Raw genomic sequence first — 14,974 nt, forward strand, 5'->3', positions numbered from 1 at the left:
AATAAGATGAAAGAAAAAAAAGAAATGTTTCAAGAAATCGCTGAGGTGTTAAAGGTATTGGCGCATCCAGTTCGTCTATCTTTAGTAAAAATAATGCTTGCAAAAGGTCCTACTAATGTAACAACAATGTATGGGGATTTACAAATGCCTCAAAGTACAATTAGTCAACATTTATCTAAACTAAAAGCTGCTAAAATGGTTACAGGTACTCGGAAAGGATTAGAAATTTATTATGAGGTAACTGACAATCGCACAAAATCAATATTAGCATGTTTAGTTTAAATGATGATTTCTATTTCAAAATAAAAAGCGCTATTCTTTTCTATGATTTTACAGAGAGAATAGCGTTTTTTATTTTTAAGGAGTATCTTTTTATTAGCTTGATGGTGAAAGGGTATTATCTCTAAAATACAAAAATATTGATTTCGCTTTTATTCTTTCTCAGGGGTTTGAGCTCAAAAGGTCGACTATCACTTTGTTTCCAATGAACTGGACAGTGGAAGAACTTATATTTTTGAATAGAGGGCATTCTATGTTTTTGATATATTAATAGTTGGGGAACAGAAATAAGGGGGATATAGAAATGGAATTATTTGATTACTATAAGCGAAAAGGAAAGATGAAACTGTTAATTGGGACGGGTATTTTTATTCTTGCTTTATGCGCTGTATATGAAGATTGGGGACATATTAATTGGGGGCAGTTTATATTTTTTGTTATCGCTGCTTCTATCTTTTTGGGAATTGGATTTTGGCAGTTAAGAAAAGGAAAGTTGATACAAAAGAATATGATAAAAAGTAATGCAACATTTTGGGATGTTGATACTTTAGTTGTATTAGAATTACCAAAACGAAACAAGCAATTTGGTTTATATCATCCTGATGGTAAGTATATAGCAGGAACAAAGATGGTTTCATCAAATATTCTTTTTTCAGTAATACCTTTTTTACATAATAAAGATGTTTACGGATTAGAAACGAGTAGCGGGGAAATTCTAGCTTATTTTCATACTGAAGTGGACGGATATGATTGGGTAATTTATGACTCGAATTATAACCAAATTGGTATGTTTAAAGAAAAAATGATACAAGGATTTACTATGATACGAGGTACTTTGATGACAGATAAAGCCACAAAATTGTCAGATGTAGAAGTTGAGTTTGATTTTATTCAAAGTACTCTCCGTACAATAGACGGACGTACATTAGCAATTGGTAAGCAGGGATATATGCCTATAGAATGGAGTGAAAGGTTCATGGGTTTAAATGTACCTACTATTACCTTAGGTTCTAATGCGTCTAATAATGAAAAAATTCTCGGTTTAGGGGTGCTTCTTTATAGCTTACGTACAATTGAGATTAGAAAAAGTAGAGCGAGCGTTTAATGAGGCGGAAGTAGTGTTTATATGCGAAACTTTATAGAAATCTCATTTTTCTAATTGTATCTTTTTAGATTGATGGATGTGGGGTCACGTCCATCAATCTAAGAAAACAAGTTAGCTAAAAAATGATGAAAATAAACTTTATAGAAATAAAAAATATGAACGTAGAGGATGAAACAAAGTATATAGTGCTTTTTTAGTCATGTAATCTTTTAATCTGATGATCTTTTCCCCATTCAAACAGATTATCCATTATTTGCATTAAAGATTTTCCGTATTCACTTAGTGTGTACTCAACCTTTGGTGGAACTTCTTGATATACGGTACGATAGATAATCCCATCAGCTTCAAGTTGCCGAAGTTGTTGTGTAAGAACCTTTTGTGTAATGTTTGGGATTTCTCGTTTAATTTCATTTGTTCGCATTTTTCCATCTGACAAAATACATAAAATATGAACTTTCCATTTTCCACCGATTACATCGAGTGTTGTTGCAATTGGGCAATTATCATTTTGATTCATACAACACCTCCACAGGTACTTTAAGGTTCCTATAGCACTTTAAAGTACGTACTTTTCAATTATATGTGACTCATTCATACTAATACGTAAAGGGTTGAATAATTTATAAAGGGGATGAAAAAAGATGAAAACACTTGTAATTGTAGCACATCCTGATATTGAAAAATCAAAAATTAATAAAAGATGGATTGAAGAACTTGAGAAATATTCGGATGAAATTACGGTGCATGAATTGTATAAAGTGGCACCGAATTGGGAGTTTAATATTGAAGAAGAGCAAAAGTTATTAGTAGAACATGACAGATATATATTTCAATTTCCGCTTTACTGGTACAGCTCACCACCATTATTAAAAAAATGGTTCGATGATGTATTAACATATGGATTTGCGTACGGATCTAAAGGAGATAAAGTGAAGGGGAAAGAATTTGGTGTAGCTATTTCTATAGGTGGATTAGAAAAAGACTATGAAAATAGTGGAATTACAATGGATGAGTTGACGAAACCATTCCAAGCTACATGCTTATACACAGGTATGGAATTTATACCTTCCTTTTATTTATATGGTGCAGAATATAAACTAAGCGATGAAGAGATTGATAAAAGTGCACCTGAGTATGTGCAATATGTGATGAACAAGAAGTATTCTAATATATAATGGGAAATATCCATTTACTTGTAAAGTAAATGGATATTTTATATTCTTCTTATATTCACTAAGTGTAATCTTTAGTAAATTAATAGTTAATCTGGTAAAATAAAAAACCTAACATATATAAAGGGGAGTTTTACTTGAGAACGATGCGACAATTATTACAAAAGAGAGCAATGCAATCACCAAATTTGGAAGCGCTTGTAGGGGGGAAGAAAAGATATTCGTTTCAGCAATATAATGAACGAGTAAATCAGTTTGCACATTATTTGTTACATAATGGTGTGCAAAGAGGAGATCGTATAGGAATACTATGCAAAAATAATCACCCATTTCCAAGCGTTATGATGGCAAGTTTAAAAATTGGAGCGGTATTTATTCCGCTAAATCATCAGCTGACTGTTTATGAATTAGAAACGATTGTAAAAGAAGCGAAATTAAAAGTGTTAGTTATTGATGAAGAATTTAATGAAGTGTTATTAAAGGTTGATGCTGTTAAAGAAATTCCTTATGTAATTCAAACAACAAAAGAAGACTTTGGTTCATTTGAATTAGAGTTGCAAAAACAGCCAACGACAGAACCGAACGTAGAAGTTCATGAAGAAGACGATGCCATTTACTTGTTTACATCAGGAACGACTGGACAGGCAAAAGCATGTGTAATTGGACATAAAAACTTACATCATTATTTTGCTGAAATTGCGGGACAAAGAGAAATCCCAGCAGGTGAACGCTTTTTATCTGTGCATCCATTGTTTCATATGAGTGGCGTGCTTTCTATTTTAAATTGTATTTATCATGGCGTTACGATGATCTTCTTAGCTGATTCGAATCCTGCTCTTATTTGGGATAAGATTGAAGAAGAGAAAATTACTACGATGCTTGCTTTCCCAGCCGTTTATAGTTACATGCTTGATGAACTAAATAAAAAAGAACGTAACATTTCAACCTTTAAAGTAGCACAAAGCGGTGGTACAAAAGTGCCAGAAACACTCATTCAAAAATATATGGAAAAAGGCATATATATGGTGCAAGGCTATGGTAGTACAGAAGGTTGGGTTGTAACCTCATGGCATCCAATGATGGGAAAAGAAAAGATGTCTTCTGTAGGAAAGACCTTGAAAAATGTAGAGGTGAAAATTGTTCACCCAGAAACAGGACATGAACTAACAACAAATGAAGTTGGAGAGATTCATGTGAAAAGTCCATACATGTTTAAAGGATATTGGAATAATGAAAAGGCGACAAAGAAGGTAGTAAAAGATAGCTGGTTTAACATGGGCGATGCTGGCATGATAGATGATGATGGATTCCTGCATATTATGGGAAGATATAAAGACGTTATTATACGCGGTGGTGACAACGTATATCCAGATCAGGTAGAAGATGTTATTCATGAAATACATGGTGTTTTAGAAGTTGCAGTAGTTGGAGTTCCAGATGACTTTTGGGGAGAGGTTCCAAGAGCTTACATTGTGAAGGATGGCGAAACAACATTAACAGAAGAAAGTATTATTCAGTATTGTAAGGAGAAGTTAGCAAGTTATAAAATACCAGAAGTAGTATTCATAGATGAGTTACCGAAAAACGCTTTAGGAAAAGTGTTGAAGAGGGAATTACGAGATGCAGTTCTTGTGAAATAGAAAATTATGAAACGATGGAGAACCCAGTTATGTATAAAGCATGACTGGGTTTTTATGTATCAAAAACATAATGATTTACTAGATTTTGTATTTTGTGTAAGATAATAAAGAATATTCAATTAATATTTCGAGGGATGAAATTAAATGAAGCTATCGTTATTAGAAGTAGAGACGGATAGACTTATTATCCGTCCATTTCAAAAAGCTGATTATGAAAGTTGGTTAGATCGATTTTCTTATTGATTATAAAAATAAAGAAATGGACAAATAAGGGGAAAAGAAAATGAAGACTATAAACGTATTTCATTACGACGCATTTACGAATAAACCAAATAAGGGAAATCCAGCAGGTATTGTATTAGAAGCAGATGGATTAACGGAAGAGGAAATGCAAATTATTGCTGAAAAAGTTGGATATAACGAAACAACTTTTGTTCTTTCCTCAGAAGTAGGAGATATAAGAATGCGCTATTTTACACCTGGTTTTGAAATGGAGTTATGTGGTCATGGGACAGTAGGGACGATATATGCCTTGCGCGAAAAAGGTTTATTAGAAGAGAAAAGTAACCTTATGATTGAAACGAAGGCTGGGATTTTACCGATACAAATAGGTGTAAATGAAAATGGAGAAACCTTTATTAAAATGAGACAGGCAGCACCTCAGTTTAAAGAATTTACAGGTTCAGCAGAAGAATTAGCTCATAGTATCGGTTTAGAAGTAAATGATTTAGATGTAAGTTTACCGATTGTATATGGAAGTACTGGTAATTGGACTGTAATTGTACCGATTAAAAATCTTAATGCATGTGAGAGAATGAAACCTAATAATGCTGCATTTCCATCAGTATTAAAAGAAATACCTAATGCTTCTATTCACCCAATTTGTCTAGAAACTTATGATGAAATAGCACAAATGCACGGCCGTCATTTTTCATCAGCTTACGCTGGGACGATTGAAGATCCAGTGACAGGAACAGCTTCAGGTGTAATGGGAGCGTATTATGCGGAGTATTTAGAGAAAGGTTTTGAACATGAATTGAGTTTAATCGTTGAGCAAGGACAGGAAATAAATAAAGATGGTCGTGTAACTGTTTATGTAACGAAAGGGATAGAAAACGAAAAGTTACAAATAGATATTGCTGGAACAGCGGTGTATGTGAAAGAGTTTGAAGTTTCAATATAAAGTGAAACTTTAATCAGTGGGGTCTTACTGCCCGGTGAATAGCGGGATAAAAAGAAAGCCCGGAATACATCCGGACTTTCATTATCTGTTCAATACTTCAATGTACGAAGCATTTCCAGTTGTTCTTAAAGCGGAGCGGAAATTATTATTTTCTAACGCCTTAGCAACTTGTTGTAACTGCTGTGCATCATCATGATGAATAAGTAAGCTGTCAGCACCGCTTTCCTCTATATGAATGTGTTCGACATTTCCGATTGCATCATGTACAGCTTTTAAAAATTCAGGTTTCATATTGTCCTCCTATATGTATGTAACGTTGTAATTTAGTATTTCCTTATTTATGAAATATAAAAGTAAATGAAAGGAGAAATAAAAATGAATATAAAGCAGTTTAATGAACATATAACATCACTATTTGGAGAGCATCTTCATAAATATGGCGATGATGAATATGGTTTTACTTATATAAGTAAAGATGAATTTCACAAAATCGGTTACACAACAAATTTAACGTTAGAAACTATTGAAGAAGCGTATCGAAATGGAGTCGATATGATAGTTACACATCATGCGCCGTGGAGTTTTTTATTTGGTATGGAAGAGGCTTGTATTGAGAAATTGAAGCAATATGAAATGAATCATTTTTGGATTCATTTGCCGTTAGATTTTGTAAAGTTTGGCACGTGTACATCGTTATTTAACGCAATTGGGATAGATACAATACTGGAATATTCAACCTATGAGGAAGAAGAACTACCGGGAATAGGAGAATATAAAGAAGCGATTCCTTTTTCAAACTTAGTTGGAAAACTTGAAGAAAAAATGGAAGAGAAAGTGAAGAGCTGGAGAAATCACGATAAACCAGTAAAACGGATTGCGATCTTAACCGGTGCAGGAAACAATACAAATTTGATTGAACGTGCATTAGAAAAAGGATGTGACACGTACATAACAGGTGAAAAAACATTATATACAGTGCAACATGCGAAATTTAAAGGAATTAATTTAATTGTAGGCAGTCATACGTTTACAGAAGTGTTTGGTGTAGAAAGTTTGGCTCATAAATTACAAGACAGAGACCCTGCAATAGAAATTATTAGAGTATATGAAGAGCATTTAGAGTGATAAAATCACGTTATCATAAATGGAATATTGAAGAAAGTCATTGTAATAAAATAAAATTGTTGTTTGTTATATCAGGGCGATTGAAAGGATTTTACTTTTGTTTGTCAAATGATAGTAAAGTTGTCTTTTGAATTAAGGAAATATTCGGAGTTGAAGGGTGAGAGAATGGACATTTCAATAATCACTGCACAACTAGTTAAGGAAAAAGTTATTTCACATTATCCAAATAGCGTAAAAGCATTAAACGGGGGAACGACAAGTACTATATATTTGTTAGATGAACAATACGTTATAAAGTTGAATGAATCGGATGTCATACGTGAAGAAGCTTATTTTCTTCAGTTTTATAAAAAGGACGAATTATTTCCAAAGCTTTTATATAAGGAACCTTTAAATCGCTATATTGTTTACTCATTCCTTGAGGGCACAACTTCTTGCAAACTAGGCCATAAACGGAGTGTTCTTAGTAAACTTGTAAAGGAAGTTATCAATAAGTATGAAGTAGCTACAGAGGTTGATGGCTGGGGATGGAAAGAAAGCCCAGTTCAATCTTGGAATGAATTTTTAACGACAAATGTGATGGAAGCTCATGAAAATGTAAGACGTTACATAAGTGAGGAAGAGTATAGAACGGTTTTTAAGTTAGCAAATAGTCCAAGTAGGGGGACTGGAATAAATCAGCCATTTTTATTGCATGGTGATCTTGGATTTCATAATTTTATATTTCAAGGGAATAAACTGCACGGTGTAATTGATCCTTTACCAGTGTTAGGAGATCCTATATATGATTTGATTTATGCGTTCTGTTCAACCCCGGAAGATTTAACAAAAGAAACAATCGATTATGCGATGAAACAATGTGTATTTTATAAAAAAGACCGTGATTTATATGAAGAAATAGTCATAGGATTATATTTGCGTATAGATACATGTTTACGGCACCACCCGAAAGATTTAGAAGATTATTTAGCAGGTTGGCGTTATTGGATGGACGAGGTTGAGGTGACTTTATAGTACAAATATTTTGGGGGAGATAGTGAGATGAATGTTGCAGAAGCCAAAAAGGATTTACTGTAATTCCATTGTCAGTTACAGTTGTTTATTTACTTACTTTTATAAGTTTATTAATTGAAAATAAAAAAGTAGATTATTATCAACAAAAATCAGTTTAATAAAAATATAGGGATAGGGGGAATTATTATGAAAAATTTCGTTTGTACAACGTGTGGTGTGCAGTATGCAGCGAGTGTAGAGGAACCGGTGAGTTGTCATATTTGTGATGAAGAGAGGCAATATGTGAATCCAAAAGGGCAGTCTTGGACGACTTTAGAAAATTTGCAAACAGATGATACATATAAAAATGTAATAATCGAAGAGGAAAATGGACTTTATAGTATTACGACAAAACCAGGATTTGCGATCGGTCAAACGGCATTTATAGTGAAAACAGAGTCATATCGTTTACTATGGGACTGCATTACGTATTTAGATGAAACGACAATTGCGAAAATAAAAGAGCTTGGTGGATTAGATGCGATTGCATTGTCTCATCCTCATTATTATTCAACGCAAGTAGAATGGGCAGAGACATTTGATGTACCAATTTATATACATGAAGATGATAAAGAATGGGTGATGCGCCCAAGTAGTCGTATTATTTATTGGTCTGGTGAGTCTTTACAATTAGCGGATGGGATTACTGTACATCGTCTTGGAGGACATTTTAGTGGTGGTTCTGTATTGCATTGGGAAGAAGGTAATGATGGAAAAGGGATTTTGTTAACAGGTGATATTATTCAAGTTGTAGCGGATGAGCGGTGGGTAAGTTTTATGTATAGCTATCCAAACTTAATTCCATTACCAGCGAGAAAAGTGGAAGAAATGGTGAACCGAGTGAAGCCGTTACAGTTTAATCGTTTATACAATGCTTTTCATCGAGTAGTAAAAGAAAATGCAGATGAGGCAGTTGAACGTTCTGCTGAAAGATATATAAAAGCAATAGAAGGAAAGTTGTTTCATACGTAAAAGGAGAGTAGCTTAATGAAAACGTTAGTATGCTTTGGAGATAGTATTACAGCTGATGAAACATTTTTTGATGGAATGCCGAGATTAACACCACGTTTGCAAGAGATGTTTCCGAAGTGGAAAGTAGTGAATGCAGGTGTTCCAGGGGATAATACATTCGATGCGTTACATAGGATTGAAGAAGATGTAATATCATATAAACCAGATTTCGTAACAGTTTTTCTTGGTACGAATGATGCAGTTTCTTTTTCTCAAGTGTCATTACAAGCATATAAAGAAAACTTAGAGAAGATTGTGAACCATATTTCATCACATAAAGTACTACTGATTAGTCCTGCACCAGTTGATGAAGAAAGACAGCGTAATAGAACAAATAGAGTGCTTGGTCAGTATGCAGACGTGGTGGAGAAAGTGGCGAGGGAAACAGGAAGTTATTTTCTAAACGTATTCGCTGAAATGATTCAAGAACGGGATTATAAAAGATTTGTAGAAAATGGTGAAAAAGATGGATTACACTTTGGACCAGAAGGCTATGAGTATGTAGCGAGGTTAATTGGTGAAAAGTTAAAAGGAATTTTATAAGGAGCAAAGCACTTAGTGTTTTGCTTTTTCTTGTTTTTTTGCAGTCTATAAACTTATTCACCGCTGTAATTTGCACAGATATTTTGTTTTTTTTATATGCGTAAAAGGTTAGCTCTGTTTTAAAGTAATATAAATTTATTTTTAAAAATTTATATTTCATAGTTGAAAATCAATAAAGGTGTAACTATAATAGTTACAATGAGTTTGTTATTTTGAAATATACACATTGAATTACAAGAATGAAAGGAGTTTTTATGTAAATCAAAAAGTTATAAAAATCTATTAATTTTTATAATAAGATAAAAAGCTTTTCGGTTCATACACATTATTAAATATGTTAATTCTAATAGAAAACTAGAGGTGGAAAGATGAAAAATTTTAAAGGTATGTTGATATCATCACTTGCAATTACAACTTTTGCTGGGGTAGGTACGACATTTGTAACAAATACAGTACATGCTGTTAATAACGATTCTAGTAAAATACAAGTTCGTTCTAATAAGAGTATAAACACAACGCCTAGCTCGAGATTGCCTGTATTATCAATCAATCCTTATGATGACCCTAGATTTTCGAGACAGGGATATCTTGAAGAGGCACCTTTAGGAATTAATGCTCCTTATGCTTGGGGAATTAAAGGAGGAGATGGTCAAGGAGCAACTTTTGTAGATTTGGAAGAAGGCTGGTTATTAAATCATGAAGATTTAGTCGGTCAAAATATTGAATTTATGTCTGGAAAAATGAGTAATGATCTTTCTCATGGTACTTCAGTTCTAGGTGTTGTTTCTGCAGCTGACAATCGGATTGGGAACATTGGGATTGCACCAAAAGCAAAGGCAAAAGTAATTTCAGTGATCCGAGATAATGGGAGAATCGATGTAAGAGATGCTATTTTAAGTGCCGTAGATTCTTTACAGGCTGGAGATGTTTTATTAATAGAGGAATCCTTTAAATATGATGGATATGGAGATGACCCTTTACCAGTAGAAGTATACCCGAGTATATTTAACGCAATTCGCAAAGGTACAGATAAAGGCATTATTATTGTAGAAGCAGCTGGTAATGGTGGGATTGATTTAGATGAATTTAAAGACCGTAATGGTAAACAGATTTTAAATCGAAATAGTCCAGACTTTAAAGATTCAGGAGCTATTATAGTTGGAGCATCTACTGCAAGAGTTCCTCATAAACGTTTAGGTTTCTCTAACTATGGTAGTAGAATTGATGTATATGGTTGGGGAGAGTATGTTGACACATTAGATACATATCAAAATCAAAATAGTAAAGGACAAAAAGTTACAGATCAGAGTATAATGAATCGTTATACTTCTAATTTCCGTGGTACTTCTAGCGCTTCGCCTATAATCGCTGGGGCTGCTGTATCAATTCAAGGGATTGCTAAAGAACATTTAGGTAAGGCATATACACCAAAAGAATTGAGAGCAATTTTAAGTAATCCTAATACAGGCACAAAGTCTAATAATCCATCATCTGATAAAATAGGGGTTTTACCAGATTTAAAAGCGATTTTGTCTAACCTTGGTTTTCATAGTGATTTGACTACCAATGATTCTATGGTATTTCCAGATAACGTAGAAAAAAATGAAGGAAAAGAAAATTCAACTTTCGTATTTCCAGGTGAAGAAACAAAAAAAACAGGGGATAAAAATTCAACTGTAACCTTCCCAGAAGAAGATTTAAAACAGGAGGAAAAAGAAGAGGGATTAATTGTTTTTCCTGATTAATAAAAAAATACTACCTTCCATTTGGAGGTAGTATTTTTTATTTCTTGTCATTAACAAGCAGGCATGAAATTTGTATTTGTTTATCTTTCATAATGAACTTAACCACAAAGTCGAATGTTTGACTGTTAATTAACTTTTTCGTCTCAATCAATTACATGAATCAATCTAGAAATGCTTGCTGCAATGCTTTCAGTCCATCGCTGTATATACCATGAAACAGATTTATTGCCTCTTCATCACTAACCGCAACAGGAGTGAACGTACCAGACCACTCTACTAACGATGTGTTACTTTCAGTACCTTCTTTAACTTGGATTGTAGATAAATAATTAGTGACCGGGAACGGTGCATTCATGATTGAATACGTGTAGTAGCGTTCCTTATCATTGAATACTTCTAAGCGTTCTATAATTGTTTCACCATCTGGATTAGCTAGATGACGTACACGACCGCCTTCAGTTAATTTACTGCTAGGTATATAAGGTAACCAGTCTGGAAGGGAGTTGAAACCTCCGATTAATTGCCATACTTGTTCAGTTGATCCGAAAATTTCCATAGATATAGTAGTATATGCCATGTTCATTACGCTCCTTTTCATCCCGGTATTTACGGGTAAATAATCAGTAGAGAATAAATCGCCCCACTGATTAAAGTTTCACTTTATAGGTCCATAACTTATAGTGAGAACGAATTTTATCGTGGATTTTTTATTTAATATATAATTATAAAGTTAAAACTATATACTTTTAATAATTAAATTATATAATAAATATAGAAACGAAAATTTATGAGCAAGGAAGTTGAAAAATATGACATTAACAATGGGCTTTATTGGATTTGGAAAGTCAGCTAACCGCTATCACTTACCTTATGTAAACACGCGTAATAATATAAAAATAAAAACGATTTTTGTACGTCAAATAAATGAAAAATTAGCGGCTCCATATAAGGAAAAAGGTGTTTACTTCACTACTGATTTGGACGAATTGTTGAATGACAAGGAAATTCAAGTGGTGACGATCTGTACGCCAGCACATACGCATTATGAATTAGCAAAAAAAGTTATACTTGCTGGAAAGTCAGTTATCGTTGAAAAACCATTTTGCGATACAGTGGAACATGCGAAAGAATTATTAGCTTTAGGACGAGAAAAAGGTGTAGTAGTTATGCCTTATCAAAACCGCCGTTTTGATGGTGATTTTTTAGCTGTGAAGCAAGTAATTGAACAAGGATTCCTTGGTGATATTATTGAGATTGAATCACATATTGATTATTTCCGTCCTGGTTCAATCACTCATGAAGCTCCAAAAGAAGAAGGTTCATTTTACAGTTTAGGTATTCATACGATGGACCGTATGATTTCACTATTCGGCCGTCCAGATACGGTGACATACGATATTCGTAATAATGAAATGGAAGGTGCGGTTGATAACTATTTCGATGTTGGTTTACATTACGGAAATCAGTTGAAGATTAAGCTGAAAACGAACCATGTCGTAGCAAAAGATTATCCACGCTTTATCGTCCATGGAACAAATGGATCATTTATTAAATATGGTGAAGATCAGCAGGAAAATGATTTGAAAGCGGGTGTTATGCCTGAGAGTGCAGGATTTGGTGAAGATTCACCGATGTACTATGGAGTTGCTAAGTATCGTAATGCAAATGGTGACTGGATTGAAAAACAAATTAAAACGCCACTTGGTGATTACGGTCGTTTCTATGATGCCGCGTATGAAACAATTATAAATGGTGCACCAAAACTTGTGAAAGACGAAGAAGCGGTAACGAATATTGAAATCTTAGAAAATGGATTTGCTGCCCCATCACCTTCAGTTTACAAACTTGAGGCTTTACATTTGAATGAATAGAAGAGAGTTTGCAGTATAAAGGAGGTATGGAAATGGCAAGCGGATCAACACAAGTAAAATACCTCGGCATTTATCAAAAGATTAAACAGCAAATTTTAGATGGTGAATATAAAATCAACGAAAAAATTCCGAGTAGCCCCGTCCTTGCTGAAGAATTTGGTGTTTCAGCCCTTACTATTAAGAAAGCGCTGGATCTATTAGTTAGAGATGGCTACATCATCCGCCGGCGCGGAAGTGGAACAGTGGTGCAAGATTGGCGTCAACAGGAAAAGGCACGAATCATTCAAACTTTAACGGGTACGAAAGCTGTATACGGCAGTGAGGTAGAAAGTAAAATTATCGAGTTTGCGATTGTTGGGGCTGATGAAGTAGTTGCTGAGAAATTGGGAGTTTCAATCGGTGATTTCGTCTATAAAATCATTCGCCTCCGCATCATTCACAGCATTCCGACGATTATGGAGCATACATGGATGCCAATTTCGGTTATCCCAGGTGTTGAGGCTTCTGTTTTAGAGGAGTCGATATACTCACATATTCAAAATAAACTTGGTCTTGAAGTAGGGACATCTGTTGTCAGGGTTAAAGGAATTCGCCCAGATGATAGGGAAAAGCAGTTTATGAACTTAACAAATCAGGATTTCCTAATGCGAGTTGAACAAGTAGCTTATTTAACGGATGGACGAACTTTTGAATATTCTTATGCAGATCATCTACCCGAAACCTTTGAGTTTGAAACAGTCATTACTGCAAAAAATTATAAAGAGATATAAAAATCGGTTGAGGCAAGTATTGTCTCAACTGCTCCTATTATACGTTAATAGAATGAATCCAAGACTTAACATTTGATTTATAGAACTGTAAAGTTTAAAATTACAGTATAGTTTTTAGAAGTGAGTTGTTATCGTCTGTAAAATGTAGATAAATTAAATATTCTCGAATAAATAATATTGCTTGTATTTGATTCTAAACTGTAATTTTTTTTAATACATTTCAATAACCGATGTTTAAAATGTACGTTTCATAACATTAAAGGAGTGAGTTAAATATGGTAATTCTATATACAACAGCAAGCTGTGCCTCATGCCGAAAAGCGAAAGCATGGCTTGAAGAGCATCAAATTGATTATATTGAAAAAAACATCGTATCAAATTCTATGACAGTTGATGAGCTGAAATCGATTCTTCGTTTAACTGAAGAGGGGGCTACTGAAATTATTTCAACTAGATCCAAAACTTTTCAGGACTTAAATATAAATATTGAGGAGCTCTCGCTCAATGAATTTTATACATTAATAATTGAGCATCCACTAATGTTACGTCGCCCAATTATGCTGGACGAGAAAAGATTGCAGATTGGTTTTAATGAGGAAGAAATTCGTAAATTTTTACCACGTAGCGTTCGAACGTTTTTGAACATTGAATTGCAAAAATTGGCCAATTAATAAGTAGTATTTTTAGAAAAAGTTTTTTGAAAGGAGGAAGCAGAAGATGATTGAAGTATGTGTTACAGTTAATTATAATGATAGAAATTATCAAACAAATGTTATTGTGAGTAAAGATACGATTTGGACAAAAATTAAACAGTTGGCAGAAGAACAAGTGAAGAAACAGTGGAGTGTTTAATTTTATTTTCAACTTAAAAAGCTAAATGAAGTTATCAGATATAGGTGGGACCGGATAGAATATAAGAGAATTAATTTTTTATGGCAAGAAGTATTCTATATGTTTTAACGTTCTAACCTATCTGTAATATTTATGGCTACAGTTAATATATGAGAAACAATATTTTTGATCGTAGGAGGAAAATCATGAACAGCGACTTTACCTTGGCCATACACAGTTTAACTTATTTAGCTTTACAGCCAGATCGGATGTCAACAAGTAATGCTATTTCAGAAAGTGCAGGTGTACATCCAGTACGCATTCGGAAAGTACTAAGTTTGTTAAAAAAACATAAGTTTATACAATCGAAAGAGGGGACTGGTGGCGGTTTTATTTTCGCTCGCGATTTAGATGAAATTAATCTTTGGCATATTTATCAGATAACCTCTGAAGGTGCTTTGCAGCCGAAGTGTCCAGAATCAAACAATCAGTGTGTTGTAGGTTCGAACATGCGAAAAGTTCTTTTCGCTATTTTCTTAGGTGCTGAAGAGCATCTAGGTGAATACTTAAAGAATTATACAATGAAAGAAGTTGTTGACCTTATCAATCAAGAGCGTTAAGCGGCTTAATTATTATATAGCCGTGA

The 14,974-nt window shown here is 33.8% G+C and carries 18 protein-coding genes and 2 pseudogenes; 17 read left to right on the top strand and 3 right to left on the bottom strand.

Going from position 1 to position 14,974, the window contains the following annotated elements; all coding sequences use genetic code 11:
* The first annotated feature begins 6 nt into the window (after positions 1-6).
* A complete protein-coding gene (locus tag ACTFR8_RS15620; RefSeq protein WP_000660066.1) occupies positions 7-282 on the top strand; it encodes an ArsR/SmtB family transcription factor in 276 nt (91 codons plus the stop codon).
* A 301-nt stretch (positions 283-583) separates the two neighbouring features.
* Positions 584-1,384, top strand: a complete 801-nt coding sequence (locus ACTFR8_RS15625; RefSeq protein WP_044584716.1) for a hypothetical protein — start codon at positions 584-586, stop codon at positions 1,382-1,384.
* Positions 1,385-1,577: 193 nt separating this feature from the next.
* Here ACTFR8_RS15625 and ACTFR8_RS15630 read toward each other — a convergent pair whose 3' ends face one another.
* Entirely contained in the window at positions 1,578-1,901 is a 324-nt protein-coding gene (locus ACTFR8_RS15630; protein ID WP_001072981.1) for a winged helix-turn-helix transcriptional regulator, read from the bottom strand.
* Positions 1,902-2,025: 124 nt separating this feature from the next.
* Between ACTFR8_RS15630 and ACTFR8_RS15635 the strand changes: the two genes are divergently transcribed.
* From ACTFR8_RS15635 to ACTFR8_RS15650, 4 genes and pseudogenes are all read left to right on the top strand, one after another.
* Positions 2,026-2,559, top strand: coding sequence for an NAD(P)H-dependent oxidoreductase (locus ACTFR8_RS15635; RefSeq protein ID WP_000855231.1), 534 nt, complete (start codon positions 2,026-2,028; stop codon positions 2,557-2,559).
* A gap of 143 nt (positions 2,560-2,702) precedes the next feature.
* Positions 2,703-4,196: a class I adenylate-forming enzyme family protein gene (locus tag ACTFR8_RS15640; protein WP_074626312.1), complete on the top strand. Its 1,494-nt coding sequence runs from the start codon at positions 2,703-2,705 to the stop codon at positions 4,194-4,196.
* A gap of 144 nt (positions 4,197-4,340) precedes the next feature.
* Positions 4,341-4,433: pseudogene (locus tag ACTFR8_RS15645) on the top strand (GNAT family N-acetyltransferase); the annotation flags it as partial.
* Positions 4,434-4,479: 46 nt separating this feature from the next.
* The gene (locus ACTFR8_RS15650) at positions 4,480-5,379 is read left to right on the top strand and encodes a PhzF family phenazine biosynthesis isomerase (protein WP_000849329.1); all 900 of its coding nucleotides are present in this window, start codon (positions 4,480-4,482) and stop codon (positions 5,377-5,379) included.
* An 81-nt stretch (positions 5,380-5,460) separates the two neighbouring features.
* Here ACTFR8_RS15650 and ACTFR8_RS15655 read toward each other — a convergent pair whose 3' ends face one another.
* A complete protein-coding gene (locus ACTFR8_RS15655) occupies positions 5,461-5,670 on the bottom strand; it encodes a hypothetical protein (protein WP_000801651.1) in 210 nt (69 codons plus the stop codon).
* 84 nt (positions 5,671-5,754) lie between these two features.
* On the opposite strand from ACTFR8_RS15655, the gene ACTFR8_RS15660 reads away from it, so the two are divergent.
* The 6 genes and pseudogenes from ACTFR8_RS15660 (at position 5,755) to ACTFR8_RS15685 (ending at position 10,856) form a co-directional block, all read left to right on the top strand.
* The gene (locus tag ACTFR8_RS15660) at positions 5,755-6,504 is read left to right on the top strand and encodes a Nif3-like dinuclear metal center hexameric protein (protein ID WP_001022445.1); all 750 of its coding nucleotides are present in this window, start codon (positions 5,755-5,757) and stop codon (positions 6,502-6,504) included.
* Positions 6,505-6,669: 165 nt separating this feature from the next.
* Positions 6,670-7,518, top strand: coding sequence for a phosphotransferase (locus tag ACTFR8_RS15665; protein WP_000355253.1), 849 nt, complete (start codon positions 6,670-6,672; stop codon positions 7,516-7,518).
* A gap of 41 nt (positions 7,519-7,559) precedes the next feature.
* Positions 7,560-7,676, top strand: a pseudogene (locus ACTFR8_RS15670) (DUF7010 family protein); the annotation flags it as partial.
* 28 nt (positions 7,677-7,704) lie between these two features.
* Entirely contained in the window at positions 7,705-8,529 is an 825-nt protein-coding gene (locus tag ACTFR8_RS15675; RefSeq protein WP_000788170.1) for an MBL fold metallo-hydrolase, read from the top strand.
* 15 nt (positions 8,530-8,544) lie between these two features.
* On the top strand, positions 8,545-9,111 hold the full coding sequence (locus ACTFR8_RS15680; RefSeq protein WP_000855199.1) for an SGNH/GDSL hydrolase family protein: 567 nt from the start codon (positions 8,545-8,547) through the stop codon (positions 9,109-9,111).
* 368 nt (positions 9,112-9,479) lie between these two features.
* Positions 9,480-10,856, top strand: a complete 1,377-nt coding sequence (locus ACTFR8_RS15685) for a S8 family peptidase (RefSeq protein WP_002005468.1) — start codon at positions 9,480-9,482, stop codon at positions 10,854-10,856.
* A gap of 160 nt (positions 10,857-11,016) precedes the next feature.
* Here ACTFR8_RS15685 and ACTFR8_RS15690 read toward each other — a convergent pair whose 3' ends face one another.
* Entirely contained in the window at positions 11,017-11,433 is a 417-nt protein-coding gene (locus ACTFR8_RS15690; protein WP_000332044.1) for an SRPBCC family protein, read from the bottom strand.
* A gap of 232 nt (positions 11,434-11,665) precedes the next feature.
* Between ACTFR8_RS15690 and ACTFR8_RS15695 the strand changes: the two genes are divergently transcribed.
* The 5 genes from ACTFR8_RS15695 (at position 11,666) to saiR (ending at position 14,948) form a co-directional block, all read left to right on the top strand.
* The gene (locus tag ACTFR8_RS15695; protein WP_000176637.1) at positions 11,666-12,727 is read left to right on the top strand and encodes an oxidoreductase; all 1,062 of its coding nucleotides are present in this window, start codon (positions 11,666-11,668) and stop codon (positions 12,725-12,727) included.
* A 32-nt stretch (positions 12,728-12,759) separates the two neighbouring features.
* Positions 12,760-13,497 carry a GntR family transcriptional regulator gene (locus tag ACTFR8_RS15700; RefSeq protein WP_074595553.1) on the top strand — a complete coding sequence of 246 codons (738 nt, stop codon included), beginning with the start codon at positions 12,760-12,762 and terminating at the stop codon, positions 13,495-13,497.
* Positions 13,498-13,772: 275 nt separating this feature from the next.
* Complete coding sequence (gene spxA, locus ACTFR8_RS15705) at positions 13,773-14,168, top strand: transcriptional regulator SpxA (protein ID WP_000236190.1); 396 nt, start codon at positions 13,773-13,775, stop codon at positions 14,166-14,168.
* Positions 14,169-14,214: 46 nt separating this feature from the next.
* A complete protein-coding gene (locus ACTFR8_RS15710) occupies positions 14,215-14,349 on the top strand; it encodes a BA3454 family stress response protein (RefSeq protein ID WP_000573532.1) in 135 nt (44 codons plus the stop codon).
* A gap of 185 nt (positions 14,350-14,534) precedes the next feature.
* On the top strand, positions 14,535-14,948 hold the full coding sequence (saiR, locus tag ACTFR8_RS15715) for an Rrf2-family transcriptional regulator SaiR (RefSeq protein WP_001083465.1): 414 nt from the start codon (positions 14,535-14,537) through the stop codon (positions 14,946-14,948).
* Positions 14,949-14,974 lie beyond the last annotated feature (26 nt).

Origin of the sequence: Bacillus cereus group sp. MYBK15-3, assembly GCF_051916765.1 — a bacterium.
Taxonomy (GTDB): domain Bacteria; phylum Bacillota; class Bacilli; order Bacillales; family Bacillaceae_G; genus Bacillus_A; species Bacillus_A cereus.